The organism is Streptomyces sp. NPDC045678, from assembly GCF_056432085.1.
In genome coordinates this window covers 595,074-614,715 of record NZ_JBWKJS010000004.1, presented here as the reverse complement: position 1 = coordinate 614,715, position 19,642 = coordinate 595,074, and the positions used below count along the sequence as shown (strand labels likewise).

Here is a 19,642-nt window from a genome sequence, read left to right as displayed (position 1 = left end):
GGTGTTACTTCTTCAGCGCCTTGACGACGGAGTCGACGTACTGGTTCATCGACTCGGTGCCGCCGAACATCCAGATGCCGTCGGGCAGCCGGTGCACGTTGCCCTTCTTCACGAACGGCAGGGACGTCCACACCTTGTCCTTCTTCAGGACGCCGGAGAACGGGTTGCTGCCCTTGTCGTCGTCGTTGCCGATGTAGGCGAAGTGCACGTCCTCGTCGAGCTTGGTGAGACCCTCGACGTCGGTGGTGCCGAGGCCGTAGGCCTTGTCGCCCTTGACCTTCCAGTCGTTCTTCAGGCCGAGCTTCTTGTTGACGGCGCCGATGAGCGAGCCGTCGGTGTACGGCCGGACGGAGGTCTGGTTGCCGGTGACGTAGCCGTCGGCGAAGGCGTACTTCGCGCCGTCCAGGCCGGCACCGGCGAGTGCCTTCTTGCCCTCGGCGAGCTTCGCCTCGAAGTCCTTCTTGAGCTTCGCGGCCTGCTCGGTGGTGCCGGTGGCCTCGGCGAGGAGGTCGAGGTTCTCGGTCATCTGCCCGATGGGGTCCGCGGCGTCGGCGGGGCGCAGGTTGAGGACCGGGGCGATCTTCCGCATCTGCTTGACGGCGGCGGCCGGCAGGTCGGTGGTCGCGATGATGAGGTCGGGCTTCAGGGACGCGATGGTGTCCATGCTCGGCTCGCCGCGCGTGCCGATGTCCTTCGCGTCGTTCTTCAGCGGTACGGCGCTGTCCCAGGCCTTGTAGCCCTTGACGTCGGCGACGCCGGTCGGGGCGACGCCCAGCGATATCAGGCTCTCGACGGCGTTCCACTCGGTGCCGACGACCTTCTTGGCGGGCCCGTTCTTGAGCGTCACCTTGGCGCCGGTGCCGTCGGTGAGGGTGAGGGAGTCGGCGCTCTTCGCGTCGTCGGCGGCGGGCTCGGTGGTGCCGCAGGACGACAGGGCGAGGGCCGCGGCGGTGGCGGCCGCCGCGGTGATCAGGTGGCGTCTCATGAGGTGGTGCTGAACCTTTCGCTTCGCGAGTGGTGGCGGCCGATGGCGCGGGTGCGCAGGCGACCGGTGAGGGGGTCGGAGTCGACTTCGATGCGGATGCCGTACGTGTCGGTGAGCCGCTGCGGTGTCAGGACCTCTTCGGGGTCGCCGTCCGCGACGACCCGCCCCTCGTCGAGCAGGAGGATCCGGTCGGCGATGGCCGCGGCCTGATCGAGGTCGTGCAGGACGGCGCCGACGGCGATGCCGTGGTCGTCCGCCAGGTCCCGCATGAGGTCGAGGAGTTCGACCTGGTAGCGGAGGTCGAGGTGGTTCGTGGGCTCGTCGAGCAGGAGCACGCCCGTCTCCTGGGCGAGGCACCCCGCGAGCCATACGCGCTGGAGCTGCCCGCCGGACAGGTGCTCGGCGCCGCGCTCGGCGAGGTCGGTCACGCCGGTCATGGCGAGCGCGCGGTCCACCGCGGCACGTCCGCCGGGGTCGGCCCTGCCCCAGCGGCCCCGGTGCGGGTAGCGGCCGAACTCGACGACGTCCCGCACGGTCAGGCCGCTGGGCGTGGGGCGGCCCTGGGTGAGCAGGGCCACGTGGCGGGAGAACGCGCGGGGGCTCAGGGCGAGCCCGTCGGTGTCGCCGTCGATGACGAGCTGCGCGGTGCGGGGGCGCTGGAGCCGCGCGAGGGTGCGCAGCAGGGTGGACTTGCCGCTGCCGTTCGGCCCGACGAGGACGGTCACTTCGCCCGGGCGCAGCGTCATCGAGGCGTCGTGGACGACATCGACGCCTTCGTACGCCACGGTGACACCCGTGGCGATGAGTTCATGACCTGGGGGGCGCGGGGCCGCGGCGGTCTCTTCACCTACATGCACGCCGCAGAGGTTAGCCTAACCTAATCAGGGTGGGAAACAGGCCCCCAAGTACGGCGCGCAAGCGAGTATTCGGCCAGACCTGGCCGTTCGACGGTGGTGGACGCGGCGACGGTGCGGGGGAACAGGCACCAGGTGCTGGGCGCGGGGACGTGGCGCAGGGCACCGCGCAGCCGGCTCCCCGCCCTGTCCTGGACCTCGCCGTCGAGGGTGTCCCCCAGCCACGGCCGGGTGAGGCGCAGGCTCAGCGCCACGGACGTGGGCCACCGGCGCCCGCCACGCGGCCGCCACACGGCCGCCAGGAGCGTATGGACCTACCCTTCGAGGCCGTCGGAGCGCGCGCCCGACGCGGACGGCCTGCCCGGGAGGTCGAGTCCGTGCGCGTTCCCCCTCATGCCAGGTACGCCAGCCTGTCGAAGGGCACCGGGTGCGCGAACCCGTCACCCGCGGCCCAGCGGCGCACCTCGTCGACGGCGGCGCCCGCGAGCCGCCGCCACTCGTTGCCCTGGGAGCCCGCGAGGTGCGGGGTGAGCAGGGCGTTGTCCGCGGACCACAACGGGTGGTCCGGGGGCAGGACTTCGGGGTCGGTCACGTCGAGCACGGCGCGGATGCGGCCGGTGGTGACGGCTTCGGTGAGCGCGTCCTGGTCGACGACCGCGCCACGTGCGGTGTTGATGAGTACGGCGTCGGGGCGCATGGCGTCGATGAGCCGGCGGCCGACGAGTCCGCGGGTGGCGGGCAGCAGCGGGGTATGGACGCTCACCGTGTCGCTCCGCTCGAAGAGTTCGTGGAGCGTCACCGGCTCCGCGCCAAGCCTGGCGGCGTCGTCCGCCGTGACGTACGGATCGTGCAACAGCACCCGCAGGTCGTAGGGGCGCAGCAGCTCGATGACGCGGCGGCCGATGAGGGAGGCGGAGAGGATGCCCACCGTGCGGCGGTAGTTCCCGGTGCCGCGCGGCGTGCGCAGCCAGTCGGCCTCCGTGCGCGTGGCCCGGAAGTCGCGGGCGCTCTCCAGGACGCGCTTGCCGGTGAGCAGGACCATCGCGACCGTGTACTCGGCGACGGGCAGCGCGTTGGCGGCGGCGGCCGACGACACCTCGATGCCGCGTTCCCAGCACGCGTCGGTGATGTGCCCGCGGATGGAACCGGCGGTGTGGACGACAGCGCGCAACCGGGGTGCGAGCGCGAGGACTTCGGGGGTGAGCGGCGGGCAGCCCCACCCGGTGACGAGGAGTTCGGCGTCGGCCAGTACGGATCGCGCGCGGTCGGTGGTGAAGTCGTCGAGCGCCGGGGGCGGTTCGAGGGACACGGCGTCGGCGAGCGTTTCGAGGGTCGACGGTTCCAGGATGGCCTCGGCCGCCCTCCGCGACATGGCGAGGGCGGCCGTGGGCCGGGGGGACGGTGACATGTTCCTCCTCGTGGGGGCCGCTCAGCGGCGGGGCCTGGGGGGGGTGGGGCGGGCGCGGACCCCGGGGCGGGGACGGTGCTTCTGCGTACCACGGGCCGCCTCGGCCCTCGCGCGCAACCCGCGCAGGTGCTCCCACAGTCGCTGCCGCGCCGCTCCCACCGCTCCGCCTCCTTCCCGCGTGTACCGGCGCCGTACCCGCTGCCGCTGCCCGTTCCCTCCGGAGCGGGTGTTCCGGGTGCCGCCGTACGGGAGGACGTCGGCCAGCAGGATAGTTCGCCGGGCGTGCCCGGTCCGCCCGGTCTGCCCGCTTCGCTCGGTACGCCCGCGTCGCCCGGTCCGCCCGCTTCGCCCGGGAGCACGGGCCCCGGGGCCGGGCGGCCGCAGGGTGGCGCCACCGACCGGGCACGAGGTGCGGTCGTGCGGGCAACGCCCGCTGGGGACGCGGAGGTACGCATGCGGCGTGAAGGAGACGACGAAGGACGAGGAGGGGGCCACCGCTCCCCCGGCGCGGAGGGGCGGTCCGATCACGCGGCGGGGCGGGGTCCGTCCCTCTGGGCCGCGGCCCGCCGCCGCGCCGTTCTGAGCATGGCGGACGTGTCGGGCCCCGTTCTGCTCGTCCTGGCCGACTGGTGGGTTCGGGTCCGCCGAGCCGGTGGATTGTCCGGTTCCGGTGGCTCGGCGGGGGACGGCGGGCCGGACAATGAGGGGCGGGGGTGGTGACGGTGCCACGGGGTGAGCGGCCGCTGGAGTGCGACGGTGGCGAGCTCACCGAATTCGCGGCCGAGCTGCGGCGGTTGAGGGAGAAGGCGGGCAGCCCGCCGTACCGCCGTCTGGCCCGCGACGCCCACTACTCCTCGACGACGCTGGCCGACGCGGCGAGCGGCCGCAGACTCCCGAGCCTGCCGGTCACACTCGCCTACGTGCGGGCGTGCGGCGGGGACACGCAGGCGTGGGAGGCGAGGTGGCGCGCGCTGGGGGCCCGGCTCGCGGCGACGGACGCCCGCACGGATGCGGCGCCCGCATCGGAGGACCCCGACCGGCGGGGACCGTACGTGGGACTCGCCGCGTTCCAACCCGAGGACGCGGAGTGGTTCTTCGGACGGGAGCACCTCACGGAGGACCTGGTGGCGCGGGTACGCGCCCGACGCTTCCTCGCCGTGTTCGGCGCGTCCGGCTCGGGAAAGTCCTCGCTGCTCAGGGCGGGCCTGCTGCCGCGGGTGCGGGGAGGGGTGGGTGGGGGTGGCGTGGGTGAGGCCGGCGGCACGGGTGGGGCGGGCAGGAGCCCGGCATCCGAGTCGGCCGACTGGAGTGTCGTGCTTTTCGCGCCCGGGGCCCACCCCTTGGAGGAGTGTGCCGCGCGGCTCGCCGGTGTCACCGGCGACTCCGCGACCGCCCTCCACACGGACCTCGCCTCGGATCCACGCGCCCTGCACCTGACCGCGCTCAAAGCGCTGGCCGACCGGCCCGACGACGTCGAACTTCTCGTGGTGGTGGACCAGTTCGAGGAGGTCTTCACGCTCTGCTCCGATGCCCGGGAACGTACGCGGTTCATCACCGCCCTGCTCACCGCCGCCCATGCGCCCAACAGCCGCACACGCGTCGTCCTGGGTGTGCGCGCCGACTTCTACGCCCGCTGCGCGCAGCACCCGGAGCTCGTCGAGGCGCTGCGCGACGCCCAGTTGCTGGTGGGTCCGATGACCACCGACGAACTGCGCCGGGCGATCAGCCGGCCCGCCGCACGCGCCGGCTGCACTGTCGAGGGGGCCCTGCTCGCCCGGGTGATCGCCGACGCCACCGGCCGCGCCACCGTGCTGCCACTGGTCTCCCACGCCCTGCGCGAGACCTGGCGGCGGCGGCGCGGGAACACGCTCACCCTGGCCGGGTACGAGGCCGCGGGCGGTATCCGGCACGCCCTCGGCCAGACCGCGGAGACCGTCCACGCCGGTCTCGACGAGGGTCGTCGGCGGCTGGCCCGCGCACTGCTGCTGCGCCTCGTCGCCGTCGGCGAAGGCACCGACGCCACGAGACGCCGGCCGGCCCGCGCCGACCTCGACTCCCTGGGCGGACCCGGCACCGGCCCCGGCGACGTGCAGGCGGTCCTCGACGCGCTCGCGGGAGCCCGCCTGATCACCCTGGACACGGACACGGTCGAGCTCACCCATGAGGCCCTGTTGCAGGCCTGGCCACGGCTGCGGCACTGGATCGACGAGGACCGGGCCGGGCTCCTGCTCCGCCAGCGGCTCAGCGACGCGGCGACCGCGTGGGACCGCGAGCACCGCGACCCGGGGGCGCTGTACCGCGGCACCCGCCTCGACGCGGCCGAGGACACCTTCCCCGCCGTCGGCCCGACCTCCGCGGGAAGCTCCGTCGGCAGCGAACTCACCGAGCTGGAGGGCGAGTTCCTCGCGGCCAGCACCGCCGCCCGGGAACGCGAACGGCTCGTCGAGGCGCGCACCACGCGACGGCTGCGCCGCTTCACGCTCGCCCTGTCCGTCCTGCTGCTGCTCGCGCTGGTGTCGGGCCTGCTCGCCTGGGACCAGTACCGGACGAGCGAGGGCCATCGGCGCGAGGCCGTCGCCGAGCAGCGCGGCGCCCTGTCCCGCCAGCTCGCCGCGCAGTCGGCCGCGCTCCTGGCGGCCGACTCCGACCTCGCGTCGCTCCTCGCCGTGTACGCGTACCGCATCCGCCCCACCCCCGAGGCCACCGCCGGCCTCTTCGCTGCCGCGTCGCTCCCCCTGCACCAGCGCATGACGGGTCACCGGGGCGAGGTGAGGTCGGTGGCCTTCAGCCCTGACGCCCGGACCGTCGCCAGCGGCGGCGAGGACGGAACCGTACGCCTCTGGAACACCGTGACCGGCGGGCAGAAGCGCGTACTCGCGGGCCATCGGGGGGCAGTCGCCTCCGTCGCCCACAGCCCCGACGGGCACACCGTGGCCGGAGGCGGTGACGACGGCTCCGTACGGCTGTGGGACACGGCCACGGGGTCCTCCCGGGAGATGAGGACCAGTCTGCGGGGTGACGTGCGGGCGGTGGTGTTCGGCCCGGGCGGGCGCACGGTCGTCGGCGGGGGCCGTGACGGCACCGTACGCCTGTGGGACGCGGCCACGGGCAGGGAGCGGCGGTCGCTGAGGGGGCATCAGGGAGGCGTCCGTTCCCTGGCGTTCAGTCCCGATGGACGCACGGTGGCGGGCGGGGGCGACGACGGAACGGTACGGCTGTGGGAGACGGCGACCGGCCGGGCGCGTGTCCTGCGGGCCGGCCGGAGCAGCGCTGTGGCATCGGTGGCGTTCAGTCCCGACGGCCGCACGGTGACCGGTGGCGCCCGCGACGGCACCGTACGGGTGTGGGACGTGGCCACCGGCAAGGAGCGCGGCGCGCTCGCCGAGCGCCGCAGGGACGCGGAGTCGGTGGCCTTCAGCCCGGACCGCCGTACGGTGCTCAGCGGCCAGCACGACGGCACGGTGCGGCTGTGGGACGCCGCGACCGGGACGCTGCGCGCCGTGCTCGCCGGGCACCGGGGCGCCGTCTCCGCCGCGGCCTTCAGCCCGGACGGGAGCACGGTGGCCAGCGGCGGGCGTGACGGCACGGTACGGCTGTGGGCCGTGTCGACCGGCAAGGAGCGTGTCACGGTGCCCGGCCGTCAGGGGGCCGTGCGGTCGGTGGCGTTCAGCCCGGACGGGAGCACGGTCGCCGGGGGTGCCCGCGACGGAACCGTACGTCTGTGGGACGCGGCCGACGGCAGGACACGAAGGGTTCTGACAGACCATCAGGGAGCAGTGCGAGCCGTGGCGTTCAGCCCTGACGGACGTACCGTCGCGGGCGGTGGCGACGACGGGACGGTACGGCTGTGGGACACGTCGACCGGCACGGCTCGCAGAGTGCTGACGGGGCCTCAAGGAGCGGTGCGTTCCCTCGCGTTCAGCCGCGACGGGCGCACCGTGGCCGCCGGCGGCGACCGTGGCCCCGGTCGTGGCGGCGGTGGCGACGTACGGCTGTGGAACGCGGAGACCGGCGAGCCGCGTGGCGTGTCGGGCCGGCAACGGGAAAGCGTCCGGTCCGTGGCGTTCGGGGCCGACGGCCACACCCTCGCCGTCGCGGGCGACGGAGGAACCCTGCGATTGTGGGACGCCGCCACCGGCACGTCACGCACCGTCCGTACCGGCACCGGGGCAGCTGTGCGGACCGTGGCGTTCAGCCCCGACGGACGCACGGTCGCCGGGGGCGCCGAGGACGGCACGCTGCGGCTCTGGGACACGGCCACGGGCGCGGCCCGCGCCACGCTGACGGGCAACCGTCGCGGCGTTCAGTCGGTGGCGTTCAGCCCCGACGGCCGCACGGTGGCCGGTGGGGACCGGGACGGGACCGTACGGCTGTGGGACGCCGCCACCGGACTCCAGAACTCCGTCCTCGCCGGGCACGAGGGGACCGTGTGGTCCGTCGCGTTCAGCCCGGACGGACACACCGTCGCCAGCGGCGGCGAGGACGGCACCCTGCGGCTCTGGGGCGTGCTGCGCGGAGCCGGTGAGGCCGTCGACCGGATCTGCCGCTCGCTGCGGAGGGATCTCAGCCGGAAGGAACGCGCCCGGTACCTGGACGTTCCCGACGAGGGTGAGTGGCCGCGGCGGGCCTGCGCGCGCTGAGTGAGAGAGCGCGGGGTGGTTCGCGCCGGATGTCCGGGGCTTCTGTCCGGGGCTTCTGCCCGGGACTTCTGGCCGGGACTTCTGCCCGGCGTTGTTGCCCGGCGCTTGCTGCCCGGCGCTTGTTGCCCGACGCTTGTCGTCCGGGGCTTGTTGTCCGGGGCTTGTTGTCCGGGGCTTGTTGTCCGGTTCGTCGCGTCCGACCCCGGACAACCTCGTACCGGTAGAAGCAAGGGGCATGACGTCCCTGACCACCGCGCCGACCGCGAGCCGGACCCCGCCGGGCCGGACACCCCGGAGCCGCCTGCGGTTCTGGCGCTCCCCCGCCGGCCAGCCCCGGTGGGCCAGGCCCGCGCTCCTCGGCATCGCCGCCCTCGCCGCCCTGCTCTACACGTGGAACATCACGAGCAGCGGCTTCGCCCCCTATTACTCCGTGGCCGCGCGCAGCATGTCGGTGAGCTGGGAGGCGTTCCTCTTCACCAGCCTCGATCCGTCCGCCACGCTCACCCTGGACAAGATCGGCGGCTTCCTGTGGCCGCAGGCGCTGTCGGCGCGGATCTTCGGCTTCCACGACTGGGCGCTGACGCTGCCGCAGTGCGTCATGGGCGTGATCTCGGTCCTGGTGATGTACCGGCTGGTGCGCCGCTGGCAGGGACCGGCCGCCGGGCTGCTCGCCGCGGGGCTGCTCACGGTGACGCCCGTGGCGGCCTCCATGTTCGGCCACGCGATGCTCGACGGCTCGGTCACCATGTGCCTCGTACTCGCCGCCGACCAGTACCAGAGGGCGGTGCGGAGCGCACGGCTGCGGTCACTGCTGCTCTGCGCGCTGTGGATCGGGCTCGGCTTCCAGGCGAAGATGATGGAGGCGTGGGTCATCGTGCCGGCGCTGTTCGTCGGCTACCTCGTGGCGGCGCCGGTCCGGCTGCGGCACCGGCTCGGCCAACTGGCCCTGGCGGGCGTGTTGATGTTCACCGTGTCGCTGTCGTGGGTGGCGCTGATGACGTTCACCCCGGAGCGCGACCGCCCGTACGTGGACGGCTCGACCGACGACAGCGCGGCCGCGATGGTCTTCGGCTACAACGGCTTCAACCGGCTGCACCCGGGATTGATCGACGGGGCGGCGCCGGCGGACGCGGGGGCGGGCGGGGCTCCGGCCGGGGACACGTCCCCGGGCGACGGGGGCGGCCGTCCGGCGCCCGGACCGCAGACGCGGTGCCCGGGGGCGAAGACGCCCTCGGGGCAGGGCGCAGGCCCGGAGAAGGACACCGGGGCGAAGGGACAGAAGAAGGAGCTGGGAGCGAAGGTGGCGCCGGAGACGGACAACCGCCGCAGCCAGGTCCCGCCACGTGATCGTGACAAGGCGAATGACGGCAACGGCCGCACCCGAGACACCGGCGCAACCGTGCCCGACGCCAACCCCACCGGCGCAACCGTGCCCGACGCCAACCCCACCGGCGCAACCGTGCCCGACGCCAACCCCACCCGAGACGCTGACAGCGACAGCCGCACCCGAGACTCCGACGGCCACGCCCGCACCCGAGACTCCGACGGCGACAGCCGCTCCGGCGGCACGACGAGCAAGCAACCCGACCCCGAGTCCACCGGCGCCCTCAAGCTCTTCGAAAGCTCCCGCTACGCGCCCCAGATCGGCTGGCTGTACCCGCTGGCGCTGAGCGCCCTCGTCTACGGTCTGCTGCGGCACCGCAAGGGCCCCCGCACCGACCAGGCCCGCGCCGGATACCTGATGTGGGGCGTCTGGCTGATCGGCACCGCCGCGCTGTTCAGCTCCTTCGACTTCCCCCACACCGCCTACCTGGCCCCCCTCGCCCCGCCCCTCGCCGCACTGGCCGCCGCCGGAACCGTCGCCCTGTGGCGCGCGCACGGCAAGGCCGGAGGCGGGGCACGGCCATGGGTGCTGCCCGCCGTCATCGTCGCCGAGACCGCCTGGACCGTCCGTCTCGCCTCCGACTACACCGACTTCGCGCCCTGGCTGATCCCCGTGGCCGTCACGGCCGCGCTGCTCGCCGTCCTCACCCTGACGCTCCCTCACTTCAGCGCACGCCGTCGCACGGACCGAGGCATCGACGTCGATGCCGGTACCGATACCGGTACTGGTATCCGTACCCGTACCGGTACCCGTATCGGCATCGCGGGGATGCTGGCCGGCTGCGTGGCCATGTTCGCCGCGCCGACCGCCTGGTCGCTGTCCGTGCTGAACGAACGGCACGCGGGCTCGGCGTTCGACGCCGCCGCGGGCCCGCTGCCCGCCGGGCTGCCGACGGGGAAGTCCTCCATCAGCCACCGGCCCGGCGCGGGCGGCGGTCCCGGCGGCCCCACCGGCGGAAGTGGCGGCCCCACACGTGGCGTGGGCGCCGTCGGCCGGGACCTGCGCACCTCCCTGACGCCCGCCCAGAGCAAGCTCCTCGGCTACGTCCAGAAGCGCGACGGAGACGCCAAGTACCCCTTGTCGGCCGAGAATTGGGCGGCAGCGGCCCCGTACATCTACGCCGACGGCATCCCCGTCCTGCCGCTCGCCGGAATGCACTCGACATCCGTCACCCTCACCGAGTACCGGCACCTCGTCGCCGCGGGCGAGCTCCGCTTCGCCCTCGTCACCGACGCGGGCACGAAGACGTCGGAGATCAGCTCCTGGGTCGCCTCCGCATGCGCCGAGGTCGATCCGCGGGCCTACGGAGGGGCCGCCGAAGCCAAGGCGGCACCCGGTGACGACGCCCCCAAGACGCCCGCACAAACCCTGTACCGCTGCGAGCCGTCCGACGCCACAAGCCACTGAAGGCCACCCCAAAGCCACTGAGGCCACCGAGGCCACGAGGCCGCCGAGAACCTGCGTCATGACCGGCGAGGGCCGACGCACCCACCGACCGGGGGAGGAGCGGTGGCCGTCCCGACGAGCATCCGCCGGCACGGCCACCGCACCCCGCAACAGCGCCGCCCTGTTCGAACATCCCGCCGCCGCGCCACATTCGTGGCCGGATCGTCGTGACGGAGCGGGAAATATCCGCCTCGATTGCGGGGCCTCACGGGACCGGCGAAAAGATCCCCGAAAACAGGTCCCAGTTTGGCAGAAAACCCCTTGCGCCACCCCGACCACACCTCCGGTCCTGCCGCTTTGCCTATCCGTCGCGCACATGCCGACGGCATGGTGTCCGAAAAGCGGGGAGCCGGCCTGGAGCCGCAGAACGCTCCGGGTACGGGTGTGACAACTGTTGAGTGACGTACCATCAGATGGTCCGCGCTCCCTTTCGGACAGAACTCGGAGTTTCGATTTCTCGTTTTATCGACGCCGCCTACGGTTGTGGCTGTGGGGGCAGGCACTGACCATGCCGGGGAGATGACAGCCGAGCAGAACTCTTCTAGGGGGAGCCCGTGCGGCCTGCGCTGAACGCGCGCCGCCGGAAAAGGAAGTGCCGTCCGGTTTGATCAGCCGGACGGCAGGCCTTTGCTGCGACGCCGATGAAAATCCTGCCTCTGCCCGGTCGCGCGCACCGGACCAACCATGTCGGGTACACGGGGGCTTTCCAAGGGGGGACCCTAGTGACGGAATCTCGCTCGAGTGATCCCGGAACGGAACGGAGTGACTTAACGTCGGATCGAAGCGCACTGCTGTTGGAGGCTTTTGACCCGCAGCAGTTCCGGGAGAACTCGGAAACGGCTCTCGCCAAGCTGGAGAAGCATCTGTCGGACATCTCGATCAGAGGTCTCGAACTGATCGAACCGGCGCGGCTCTCCCAGGCGGCGAGGGCACTCATGACGACCGAGCACGACAAGATCGCCGCGTTCGACGAGGAGCGTCTGGCGGGCATCATCGACCTGTACGTCCGTACGGGGATCCAGGTCCACTCCCCCGGGTACATGGGGCGGCAGTTCTCCGGAGTCGTACCGCTCGCCGGCGTCATCGACTTCGTGAGCTCCGTGGTCAACCAGCCGTCCTCGTTCTACGAGGCGGGGCAGTTGCCCAACGCCGTCGAGCGGATCATGGCCGACGAGCTGAACCGCTTCATCGGGTGGGACCCGGAACGTTTTACCATGATCACCACGTCGGGCGGCTCGCTCGCGAATCTGACCGCTCTCCTCGCGGCCAGGAACGAGAAGCTGCCCGGGTACTGGTCAGAGGGCGGTTCCGCGGTGCGCGGCCAGCCACGGCCCGCCATCGCGGTCGGCGCGGACGTGCACTACAGCGTGGCGCGGGCGGCGGGCGTGCTCGGCATCGGCGACGCGCAGCTCGTGCGCCTGCCGCTCAACCGGCAGCAGCAGATCTGCCCCGCCGAGGTGCGCGCGACCCTCGAAGCGGCCGAGCGGCAGAACCTCAAGGTGTTCTGCATGGTCGCCTCGGCCGGCAGCACTTCGGTGGGCGCCTTCGACCCGATCGAGGAGCTCGCCGAGGTGGCCCGGGAGAAGGACATCTGGCTGCACATCGACGGTGCGCACGGCGCGAGCCTGCTCGTGTCGGACGCGCTCCGCGCCAAGCTGCGGGGCATCGAGAAAGTGGACTCCCTGACCTGGGACGCACACAAGATGATGTTCGTGCCCGCGCCCTGCACGATGCTCTTCTACCGGAACAAGGAGACCGCCCTCTCGGCATTCCGGCAGAAGGCCAGCTACGTCTTCGACGAGGAGGAGGACGTCTATACCGCCTACGACAGCGGAGGAAAGAACTTCGAGTGCACGAAGCGTCCCATGATCATGACGCTGTGGGCGCTGTGGGCCATTTACGGGCGGGCCCTGTTCGCGGAGAAAATCGAGTATCTCTGTCAGTTGACGGAGGAGTCCTACGGCGTCGTGCGGGCCGATCCGGACTTCGAGACCCTGCACCGTCCGGAAGCGAACATTCTGTGCTTCCGTTACCATCCGGCGGACCTCGAAAGCAGACTCGGCAGGCGGCTCGGCAAGAAAGACGTGCATCACCTGCAGATCGCCATCAGGAACCGCATCAAATTCGAGGGGAAATTCTTCCTCTCGAAGGTGAACATCGACGGGGTGGCCGCACTGCGCGTGGTCATGATGAACCACCAGATCACCGGCGAGCACTTCAGGATGCTGCTGTCCGAAATCAAAAGGACGGCTCAGGACCTGCTCGACGGAGAAGTGGGAACAGGAAAAGCATAGAGGGGACGGATGTTGAGTACATCTCACGCTCCACAGGCACCTCATGTTTCACCTCAGGCACCTCACATTCCATCGTCCGCACCGGCTCCCGGCGGCGCCCGCGAACTGGCCGACTGGCTCATCCCCGACTGGGAACTGCGGCCCGAATCCGTCGAAGCCGTCACCGTGCTCCCCTCGTTCGCGAGCAAGATGCGCGAGTGCGAGCGGGTCTGCCAGACGCTGTACAGCGAGATCCCCCACGAGATCCAGGACGCGGTCGTGCTCCGCCGTCTCCAGCAGATGGTGAACACCGTGCTGCTCAACCCGCTGTGGCGCGAGCGGCTGCGCGGCGCCGGCATCGGGCACGCCCCCGAGACGTACGAGGAGTGGCAGCGCATCCCGCTGTCGGACAAAGAAGTCCAGCGCGACTTCTTCATGGACACGCGGCCCGGCATGGTGGTGCCCCTCACCCGCGGCGAGTTCGAGATCGTGGCGAGCGGCGGCACCAGTAGCGGCACCCCGCTCGAAGTCGTCTACGCCCTGCGGGAGTTGAAGGACACCTACGAGATCGCGGGCCGCTTCATGGGGGCCTACCAGCTCGCGCCGCACCTCGCGGGCAGTGACCCGAAGTGGCTGTTCACCACGCTGGCCGACTACCAGATGTGGAGCAGCGGCACCATGGTCGGCGGCGTGCTGCAGCACGTGCCCGGCGTCAACTACGTCGGCGCGGGGCCCGTCACGGCCCCCGTCCTCGAGCACATGTTCTCCTACCGGGGCCCCAAGGCCCTGATGGGGATCTCGGCGGGCATCGCGATCCTCGCCGAACTCGGCGCGGGCATGCGCCAGGAGTACCGCGACAGTTTCCGTGTCGCCCTGTACGGCAGCGGCGTGCTGCCGCAGCGCAAGCGCGTGGAACTCCAGGCGCTGTACCCGAACCTGTCGATCCTCAGCTACTTCGCCGCCACCCAGGCGGAGACGATCGGCCTGCAACTGGACGCCGCGTCGCCGTACCTGTCGGCGGTGCCGGGTCTGCACTTCATCGAGATCGTCGACGAGGAGGGGCGCCACGTCCCCGAGGGCGAGGAGGGCGAGCTGGTCGTCACGCGGCTGCACGCGCACGAGACGCCGCTGCTGCGTCTGAAGCTGGGCGACCGCATGATCCACCGGCCCCGCACGGACGGCCCGGGTCTGAAGACCCGGCAGTTCGAGTTCGCGGGCCGCACCGGGGACGTGCTGCACATCAACGACAGCCAGTACTCGGGGGCGCGGGCCTATGCGGCGCTGCGCGACGAGCTGAAGGCGGCCGAGGTGGTGGATCTGGACGCGGTGGCGCACGACGTCCAGTTCGTCAACCACCGCGAGGGCAAGACGATCACCCTCTACGCGGCGGTCGACGACGTGCTGGGGCTGACCTACCGCGCCGACAGTGTGCTCGGCGCGTGCGGGCTCCAGCAGGTGTTCGTGAACGCACTGCCGCGCGCCCTCTCGCTGTTCAACCACGGCGAGGCCAACGCCGCGTCGGTCGAGAGGACCGGATACACCCTCCAGCTCAAGTTCGTGCCCAGGTTGTCCGCGGAGATCGAGCGGACCGCCGTCGGAAAGGTCCCGCTGGTCCGGGACCGCGGCTAGGGAGTGGAATGAACAGGAGCGGTATGAAAACGCAGGTGAACATCATCGCCGTGGTGGACGTCATCGGAGCGCTGTCCGTCAAGACGCTGCTCGACGGCAACCTCTGCATGGTCGACGACGGGGCGTTCGACAGCACCCACCAGGGCACGGCGGACCTCGTCACCGTGGTCAAGCCCGGCCAGGTCGTGTCCTGGACCGCGCTCGCCCTCGACCTGCAGACGCCGGTCGAGATCAAGAGCATCTCGTTCGAGCCGGCCGACGGGCACAACGGCGCGGCCGCGTCGGGACCCGCGATGAACCCGCCCACAACCGCGAACGGCGAGGCCCGCGGTCGGCAGGACCAGGGCCGCCAGGTACCCGGCCGGCAGGCCCAGGGCCAGGGCCAGGAGGAAGAGGGGGACAAGCTCGACCTCGACGTGTGGACCGGCGTGGTGCCGCACTGGATGACGCCGGGCGTGCCGTACCAGTACCGCCTCGAACTCCAGATGTACGAGGGGTCCAACAGCGTCATGTCCATCGACTCACCCGCGTTGATGTGCCAGTAGCGGACCGCACGACGACGGCAAGGCCGGGAACGACGACGAAGGCGGAATCATGCCCCAACAGTTGGCGATCATCGTGCTCGTGGACGTCGGCAACGCGCTCGCGTCCAGCACCCTCGAAGGCAACACCTATCTGTTCGACAACATGAAGCTGCACGGCTCCGAGAACGAGGGAACCAGCGAGCTGGTGACCGCGATCAACGGCTCCTACTGGCGTGACGGCTCCCAGGCCAGCGAGCAGGTGCTCAACTGGCTGCCGTACAGCCTCGGTTCCATCCCGCCGACCGTGCCCCGCGGCTACGAGGTCGAGCGCGCCCGGCAGACCGACGAGCAGGCCCTCGCCGAGCTTCAGGAGCTCGCGGCCAAGTCGTCCGTGCCGGGCGCCGACGCGGAGGCCGAACTCAACCGCATCCGGCGGAGCGTGGGCACCCGGGTCAAGACGACCCGGCGCACCCGGGGCCGGATGTCCGGGCAGAAGATCGTGGACGTCATGGGCCAGGTCGTCACCGAGGACGCGACGGCCGCGGCCAGCTACCCGGCGCCGGTGATCACCGACATCTACGGCGAGGCCGTGGACTCGAAGATCATGTATCCGGCGGAGTACGGCTCCCCGGACATGGTGACCGACGGTTGGTACTGGTCGGCGACGGTCGACACGTCACGCCCGGGGACGTACTCGTACATGATGCGCGTCCAGCTGCACAAGCTGGTGCAGACCAACGGCGAACTCCGGTGGGACCCGGTGAACCTGACGTGCGCGTCGGCTCTGAAGATCACCTCCGAGCCGCGGCGCAACGCCTTCACCAAGGCCGGCGTCGGTCAGCTGCCCATCCCTTCTGCCGCGCGCCCCGGCCGCGGCGCCTGAGCCACCACCGGACGAGGAGGAACGGATGACCACCAAACCGAGGCGGGAAGCCGCCGTGAAGCGGCCGATCTCCATCACCGCCGTCGTGGACGCCGTCGGCGCGCTCGCGGCCGGCGACATGCGGGGCCACCTGTACATGTACGACACGAACAAGTCGGGCGGGTCCACGGGGTTCGGCACCGAGGAGCTGCAGACGAAGGCGCGGCGCGGCGACCAGATCCTGTGGAACTGTCTCGCGCTGGAATGCGAGGCGTTCGTCGCGATCGACGACATCATCATCGACCGCGACGTCTGCGAGCCCGTGCGGAAGGTGTACCCCGGGACCGACGTCGCGTACTGGACCGGGACGGTGAAGAAGGACGCCGGTCCGATCACGTACCAGATCAAGTTCAAGCTCGGCACGCGGGACGAACCGATCACCACCACCCTGTCGTCGTCCCTCGTCGGCTAGGGACCGGGCAGTCATGACGGTGTACGCGAAGGAGGCACGGTGAGCACCACTACGCGCAGCGGCGTGGAGAAGCAGAACCCCGGTCAGCTGAACTCGGTCCAGCTCAACATCGTGACGCTCATCAACATGGAGCGGGCGACGGCGACGGGTTCGCTGAGCGACGCGATGTACATGATGGACAACAGCATCGGCGGCAAGGGGCAGGGCACGTCGTCGCTGGAGACGGTGTGCAAGCAGGGGCAGGTCATCAACTGGATCGTGCGCCCGATCGACATGGAGAAGCGGCTCGACGGCACGTGGCCGCCCATGCCGAAGATCAACAACATCGTCTTCCTCGACACCGAGCTGGGTGACGAGGAGGACGTGGCGGAGCGGCGGATCTTCAACGAGCTGAAGATCTACGGGATGCCCGACCGGATGCGGGACAAGTACACGCCCGTCTACTACTACTGGGCGGGCACGGTGATGAGCACGGCGAAGCCCGGCCTGTACCGGTACCGGCTCGTGATGGAGCTGGAGCAGGAGAACAAGAAGGAACGGCTGTACCTGAACACGGCCATCCATCCCTCGATCCGGGTGATCCCGGTCTGATCCCGGCCTGACCCAGGCCTGACCTGCGGTTCCGACAGCAGACGGCACTATGAACCAGGTGTATACGCCCTGTGTATAGTGGGCGCATGCCCCCCATGAACACGCCATCTGCATGCAAGACGACGCACTCGGCCAAGAGGTTGCGTCGCACCGCCCCCGTCCTCGCGGCGGGGGCGGCCCTCGCCCTCGCGCTGACCGGGTGCACCAAGCTCGACACCACGTCGCCCAGCACCGTGCGCAAGGCCGGGGCCGAGGCGAAGGCCTCGGACCAGGGGAAGTTCGGCACCGTCGACTGCCGCAAGGCCAAGTGCGTGGCCCTGACGTTCGACGCGGGGCCCAGCGAGAACACGCCGAGACTCCTGAAGATCCTCAAGGAGAAGGAGGTGCCCGCGACGTTCTTCACGCTCGGCAAGAACCACATAGAGAAGTACCCCGAGCTCGTGAAGCAGATGGACGCCGAGGGCCACGAGGTCGCCAGCCACACCTGGTCGCACAAGATCCTGACGAAGATCGACGCGGACGAGGCGCGCCGCGAGCTGGAGCGCCCCAACAAGGCGATCGAGAAGCTCATAGGCAAGAAGCCGACGCTGATGCGCCCGCCGCAGGGCCGCACCAACGACGACATCAACAAGCTCTCCAAAGAGCTCGGGCTCTCGGAGGTCCTGTGGACCGTCACCGCCAAGGACTACACGACCAATGACTCCGAGCTGATCCAGAAGCGCGTCCTGGACCAGACGAAGCGGGACGGCATCATCCTGCTGCACGACATCTACAAGGGCACCGTGCCGGCCGTCCCCGGCGTCATCGACGGGCTGAAGAAGCGCGGCTACGTCTTCGTGACGGTCCCCCAGCTCCTCGCCCCCGGCAAGGCCGAACCCGGCAAGGTGTACCGCTAGGGCTTGTCTGGCACGCTCGAAGGCGTGGCCACCTTCCAGATCACCCGCGACACTCCCCTGCCCGCCGCCGAGGCGTGGCGCCGGCTCACCACGTGGGAGCGGCACGGCGACGTCGCCCCGCTCACCCGCATCACCGTCGGCACTCCCCCGCCCACCCGTGTGGGCACGGTCTTCGTCGCGCGCAGCGCGCTGGGCCCCGTCGGCTTCGACGACGTGATGGAGGTCGTCGAGTGGTGCCCGCCGGACGGCGCCGCGCCGGGGCGGTGCCGTCTCGAGAAGCGCGGGTCGTTCGTGACGGGCTGGGCGGAGATCGAGGTCTATCCCGCGGCGGGCGCGGGTTCCGCGGTGGTGTGGCGCGAAGATCTGCGCGTACGGGGGCTGCCCGCGCTCTGCGACGGGGTGCTCTCGTCCGTGGCACGGCGGATGTTCGGGCGTGCCGCGGACCGGCTCATCGCGGCCGGACCGGTGTGAATCCGTCGCCGTGAGGGCTTCAGGCGACCGAGCCGATGCGGCCGGACAGTTCGCGCGAGCCGTCGTGGTGGATGGGGGTGTGCGCCCCGGTGAGGGAGACCCCGCTGCCGCCCCGGCGGTTGGCGACGATCTCCGCGGCGATCGACAGGGCGGTCTCCTCGGGCGTACGGGCCCCCAGGTCGAGGCCGATGGGCGAGCGCAGGCGCGCGAGGTCCAGCTCGGTGACGCCGACCTCGCGCAGGCGCTTGTTGCGGTCCTCGTGCGTGCGGCGTGAGCCCATCGCTCCGACGTAGGCGACGGGGAGCCGCAGCGCGAGCTCCAGGAGCGGCACGTCGAACTTGGCGTCGTGGGTGAGGACGCAGAGCACGGTGCGGCCGTCGACCTGCGTGCCCTCCAGGTAGCGGTGCGGCCATTCGACGACGATCTCGTCGGCGTCGGGGAAGCGGGTGGGGGTGGCGAAGACGGGCCGGGCGTCGCACACCGTCACGTGGTAGCCGAGGAACTTGCCCATGCGGACCAGCGCCGACGCGAAGTCGATGGCGCCGAACACGATCATGCGGGGCGGCGGGACGCTGGACTCGACGAGGACCACGAGCGGCCGGCCGCACCGCGAGCCGTCCGCGCCGATCTCCACCGTCGCGGTGCGCCCGGCGTCGAGGAGGGCGCGGGCCTCCCCCGCCACCGTGCGGTCCAGCTCGGGGTGTCCGCCGAGGCCGCCCTCGTACCCGCCTGCCCCGTCCGACGTACGGACGAGGAGGGCGCGGCCGAGGAGTTCGGCGGGCCCGGACGTGACCCGGGCGACGGCGGCCGCCTCCCCCGCGGAGGCCGCGGCCAGGGCGGCGGCGAACACCGGCCTGGACACGGAGTCGGCGCGGACCGGGGTCACGAGGATGTCGATGACGCCGCCGCAGGTCAGGCCCACGGCGAAGGCATCGTCGTCGCTGTAGCCGAACCGTTCGAGGACGGTCTCGCCGTCCTCCAGGGACTGCCGGCACAGTTCATAGACAGCGCCCTCCACACATCCGCCGGAGACCGAGCCGATCGCCGTGCCCTCGCTGTCGACGGCGAGCGCGGCGCCGGGCTGCCGGGGCGCGCTCCCGCCGACCGCCACCACGGTGGCGACGGCGAAGTCACGTCCCTGCTCGACCCACCGGTTCAGCTCGTCGGCGATGTCCAGCATGTCGGCCTCCTCAAGGCTCTACGGGTG

At 71.3% G+C, this 19,642-nt stretch carries 15 protein-coding genes; 10 read left to right on the top strand and 5 right to left on the bottom strand.

Features of this window, described 5'->3' with window-relative positions; all coding sequences use genetic code 11:
- Nucleotides 1-4: 4 nt before the first annotated feature.
- The 4 genes from AC07DO_RS17155 to AC07DO_RS17140 form a co-directional block, all read right to left on the bottom strand.
- The gene (locus AC07DO_RS17155) at nucleotides 5-985 is read right to left on the bottom strand and encodes an iron-siderophore ABC transporter substrate-binding protein (RefSeq protein ID WP_479060429.1); all 981 of its coding nucleotides are present in this window, start codon (nucleotides 983-985) and stop codon (nucleotides 5-7) included.
- Nucleotides 982-1,842, bottom strand: a complete 861-nt coding sequence (locus tag AC07DO_RS17150) for an ABC transporter ATP-binding protein (protein ID WP_479060427.1) — start codon at nucleotides 1,840-1,842, stop codon at nucleotides 982-984. The genes AC07DO_RS17155 and AC07DO_RS17150 overlap by 4 nt, the downstream gene beginning before the upstream one ends.
- A gap of 20 nt (nucleotides 1,843-1,862) precedes the next feature.
- Nucleotides 1,863-2,093 (bottom strand): hypothetical protein, encoded by a 231-nt coding sequence (locus tag AC07DO_RS17145; RefSeq protein ID WP_479060425.1) that lies wholly within the window; start codon nucleotides 2,091-2,093, stop codon nucleotides 1,863-1,865.
- A gap of 137 nt (nucleotides 2,094-2,230) precedes the next feature.
- A complete protein-coding gene (locus AC07DO_RS17140) occupies nucleotides 2,231-3,247 on the bottom strand; it encodes a hydroxyacid dehydrogenase (protein WP_479060423.1) in 1,017 nt (338 codons plus the stop codon).
- 716 nt (nucleotides 3,248-3,963) lie between these two features.
- Here AC07DO_RS17140 and AC07DO_RS17135 point away from each other — a divergent pair.
- The 10 genes from AC07DO_RS17135 to AC07DO_RS17090 all read left to right on the top strand — a co-directional run bounded on the left by AC07DO_RS17135 (nucleotide 3,964) and on the right by AC07DO_RS17090 (nucleotide 18,435).
- The gene (locus AC07DO_RS17135) at nucleotides 3,964-7,887 is read left to right on the top strand and encodes a WD40 repeat domain-containing protein (RefSeq protein WP_479060421.1); all 3,924 of its coding nucleotides are present in this window, start codon (nucleotides 3,964-3,966) and stop codon (nucleotides 7,885-7,887) included.
- Between the two features lie 235 nt (nucleotides 7,888-8,122).
- Entirely contained in the window at nucleotides 8,123-10,678 is a 2,556-nt protein-coding gene (locus tag AC07DO_RS17130; RefSeq protein ID WP_479060419.1) for an ArnT family glycosyltransferase, read from the top strand.
- A gap of 833 nt (nucleotides 10,679-11,511) precedes the next feature.
- Entirely contained in the window at nucleotides 11,512-13,011 is a 1,500-nt protein-coding gene (locus AC07DO_RS17125) for a pyridoxal phosphate-dependent decarboxylase family protein (RefSeq protein WP_479060417.1), read from the top strand.
- Nucleotides 13,012-13,020: 9 nt separating this feature from the next.
- On the top strand, nucleotides 13,021-14,619 hold the full coding sequence (locus AC07DO_RS17120) for a phenylacetate--CoA ligase family protein (RefSeq protein WP_479060415.1): 1,599 nt from the start codon (nucleotides 13,021-13,023) through the stop codon (nucleotides 14,617-14,619).
- A 23-nt stretch (nucleotides 14,620-14,642) separates the two neighbouring features.
- Nucleotides 14,643-15,164 (top strand): hypothetical protein, encoded by a 522-nt coding sequence (locus AC07DO_RS17115; RefSeq protein ID WP_479060413.1) that lies wholly within the window; start codon nucleotides 14,643-14,645, stop codon nucleotides 15,162-15,164.
- A gap of 49 nt (nucleotides 15,165-15,213) precedes the next feature.
- The gene (locus AC07DO_RS17110; protein ID WP_479060411.1) at nucleotides 15,214-16,026 is read left to right on the top strand and encodes a hypothetical protein; all 813 of its coding nucleotides are present in this window, start codon (nucleotides 15,214-15,216) and stop codon (nucleotides 16,024-16,026) included.
- A 25-nt stretch (nucleotides 16,027-16,051) separates the two neighbouring features.
- On the top strand, nucleotides 16,052-16,477 hold the full coding sequence (locus AC07DO_RS17105) for a hypothetical protein (protein ID WP_479060410.1): 426 nt from the start codon (nucleotides 16,052-16,054) through the stop codon (nucleotides 16,475-16,477).
- A gap of 39 nt (nucleotides 16,478-16,516) precedes the next feature.
- Nucleotides 16,517-17,068: a hypothetical protein gene (locus AC07DO_RS17100; protein ID WP_157869104.1), complete on the top strand. Its 552-nt coding sequence runs from the start codon at nucleotides 16,517-16,519 to the stop codon at nucleotides 17,066-17,068.
- 95 nt (nucleotides 17,069-17,163) lie between these two features.
- The gene (locus AC07DO_RS17095) at nucleotides 17,164-17,964 is read left to right on the top strand and encodes a polysaccharide deacetylase family protein (RefSeq protein WP_479060724.1); all 801 of its coding nucleotides are present in this window, start codon (nucleotides 17,164-17,166) and stop codon (nucleotides 17,962-17,964) included.
- Nucleotides 17,965-17,988: 24 nt separating this feature from the next.
- Nucleotides 17,989-18,435 (top strand): SRPBCC family protein, encoded by a 447-nt coding sequence (locus tag AC07DO_RS17090; protein WP_479060408.1) that lies wholly within the window; start codon nucleotides 17,989-17,991, stop codon nucleotides 18,433-18,435.
- A 19-nt stretch (nucleotides 18,436-18,454) separates the two neighbouring features.
- Here AC07DO_RS17090 and AC07DO_RS17085 read toward each other — a convergent pair whose 3' ends face one another.
- Nucleotides 18,455-19,615, bottom strand: a complete 1,161-nt coding sequence (locus tag AC07DO_RS17085; protein WP_479060406.1) for an XdhC family protein — start codon at nucleotides 19,613-19,615, stop codon at nucleotides 18,455-18,457.
- Nucleotides 19,616-19,642: the final 27 nt, after the last annotated feature.

Bases quoted from the DNA above. Each gene is read 5' to 3' on its own strand.
- AC07DO_RS17155 (WP_479060429.1), bottom strand. From the start codon at position 985: ATGAGACGCCACCTGATCACCGCGGCGGCCGCCACCGCCGCGGCCCTC.
- AC07DO_RS17140 (WP_479060423.1), bottom strand. From the start codon at position 3,247: ATGTCACCGTCCCCCCGGCCCACGGCCGCCCTCGCCATGTCGCGGAGG.
- AC07DO_RS17130 (WP_479060419.1), top strand. From the start codon at position 8,123: ATGACGTCCCTGACCACCGCGCCGACCGCGAGCCGGACCCCGCCGGGC.
- AC07DO_RS17120 (WP_479060415.1), top strand. From the start codon at position 13,021: ATGTTGAGTACATCTCACGCTCCACAGGCACCTCATGTTTCACCTCAG.
- AC07DO_RS17115 (WP_479060413.1), top strand. From the start codon at position 14,643: ATGAAAACGCAGGTGAACATCATCGCCGTGGTGGACGTCATCGGAGCG.
- AC07DO_RS17110 (WP_479060411.1), top strand. From the start codon at position 15,214: ATGCCCCAACAGTTGGCGATCATCGTGCTCGTGGACGTCGGCAACGCG.
- AC07DO_RS17105 (WP_479060410.1), top strand. From the start codon at position 16,052: ATGACCACCAAACCGAGGCGGGAAGCCGCCGTGAAGCGGCCGATCTCC.
- AC07DO_RS17095 (WP_479060724.1), top strand. From the start codon at position 17,164: ATGAACACGCCATCTGCATGCAAGACGACGCACTCGGCCAAGAGGTTG.
- AC07DO_RS17085 (WP_479060406.1), bottom strand. From the start codon at position 19,615: ATGCTGGACATCGCCGACGAGCTGAACCGGTGGGTCGAGCAGGGACGT.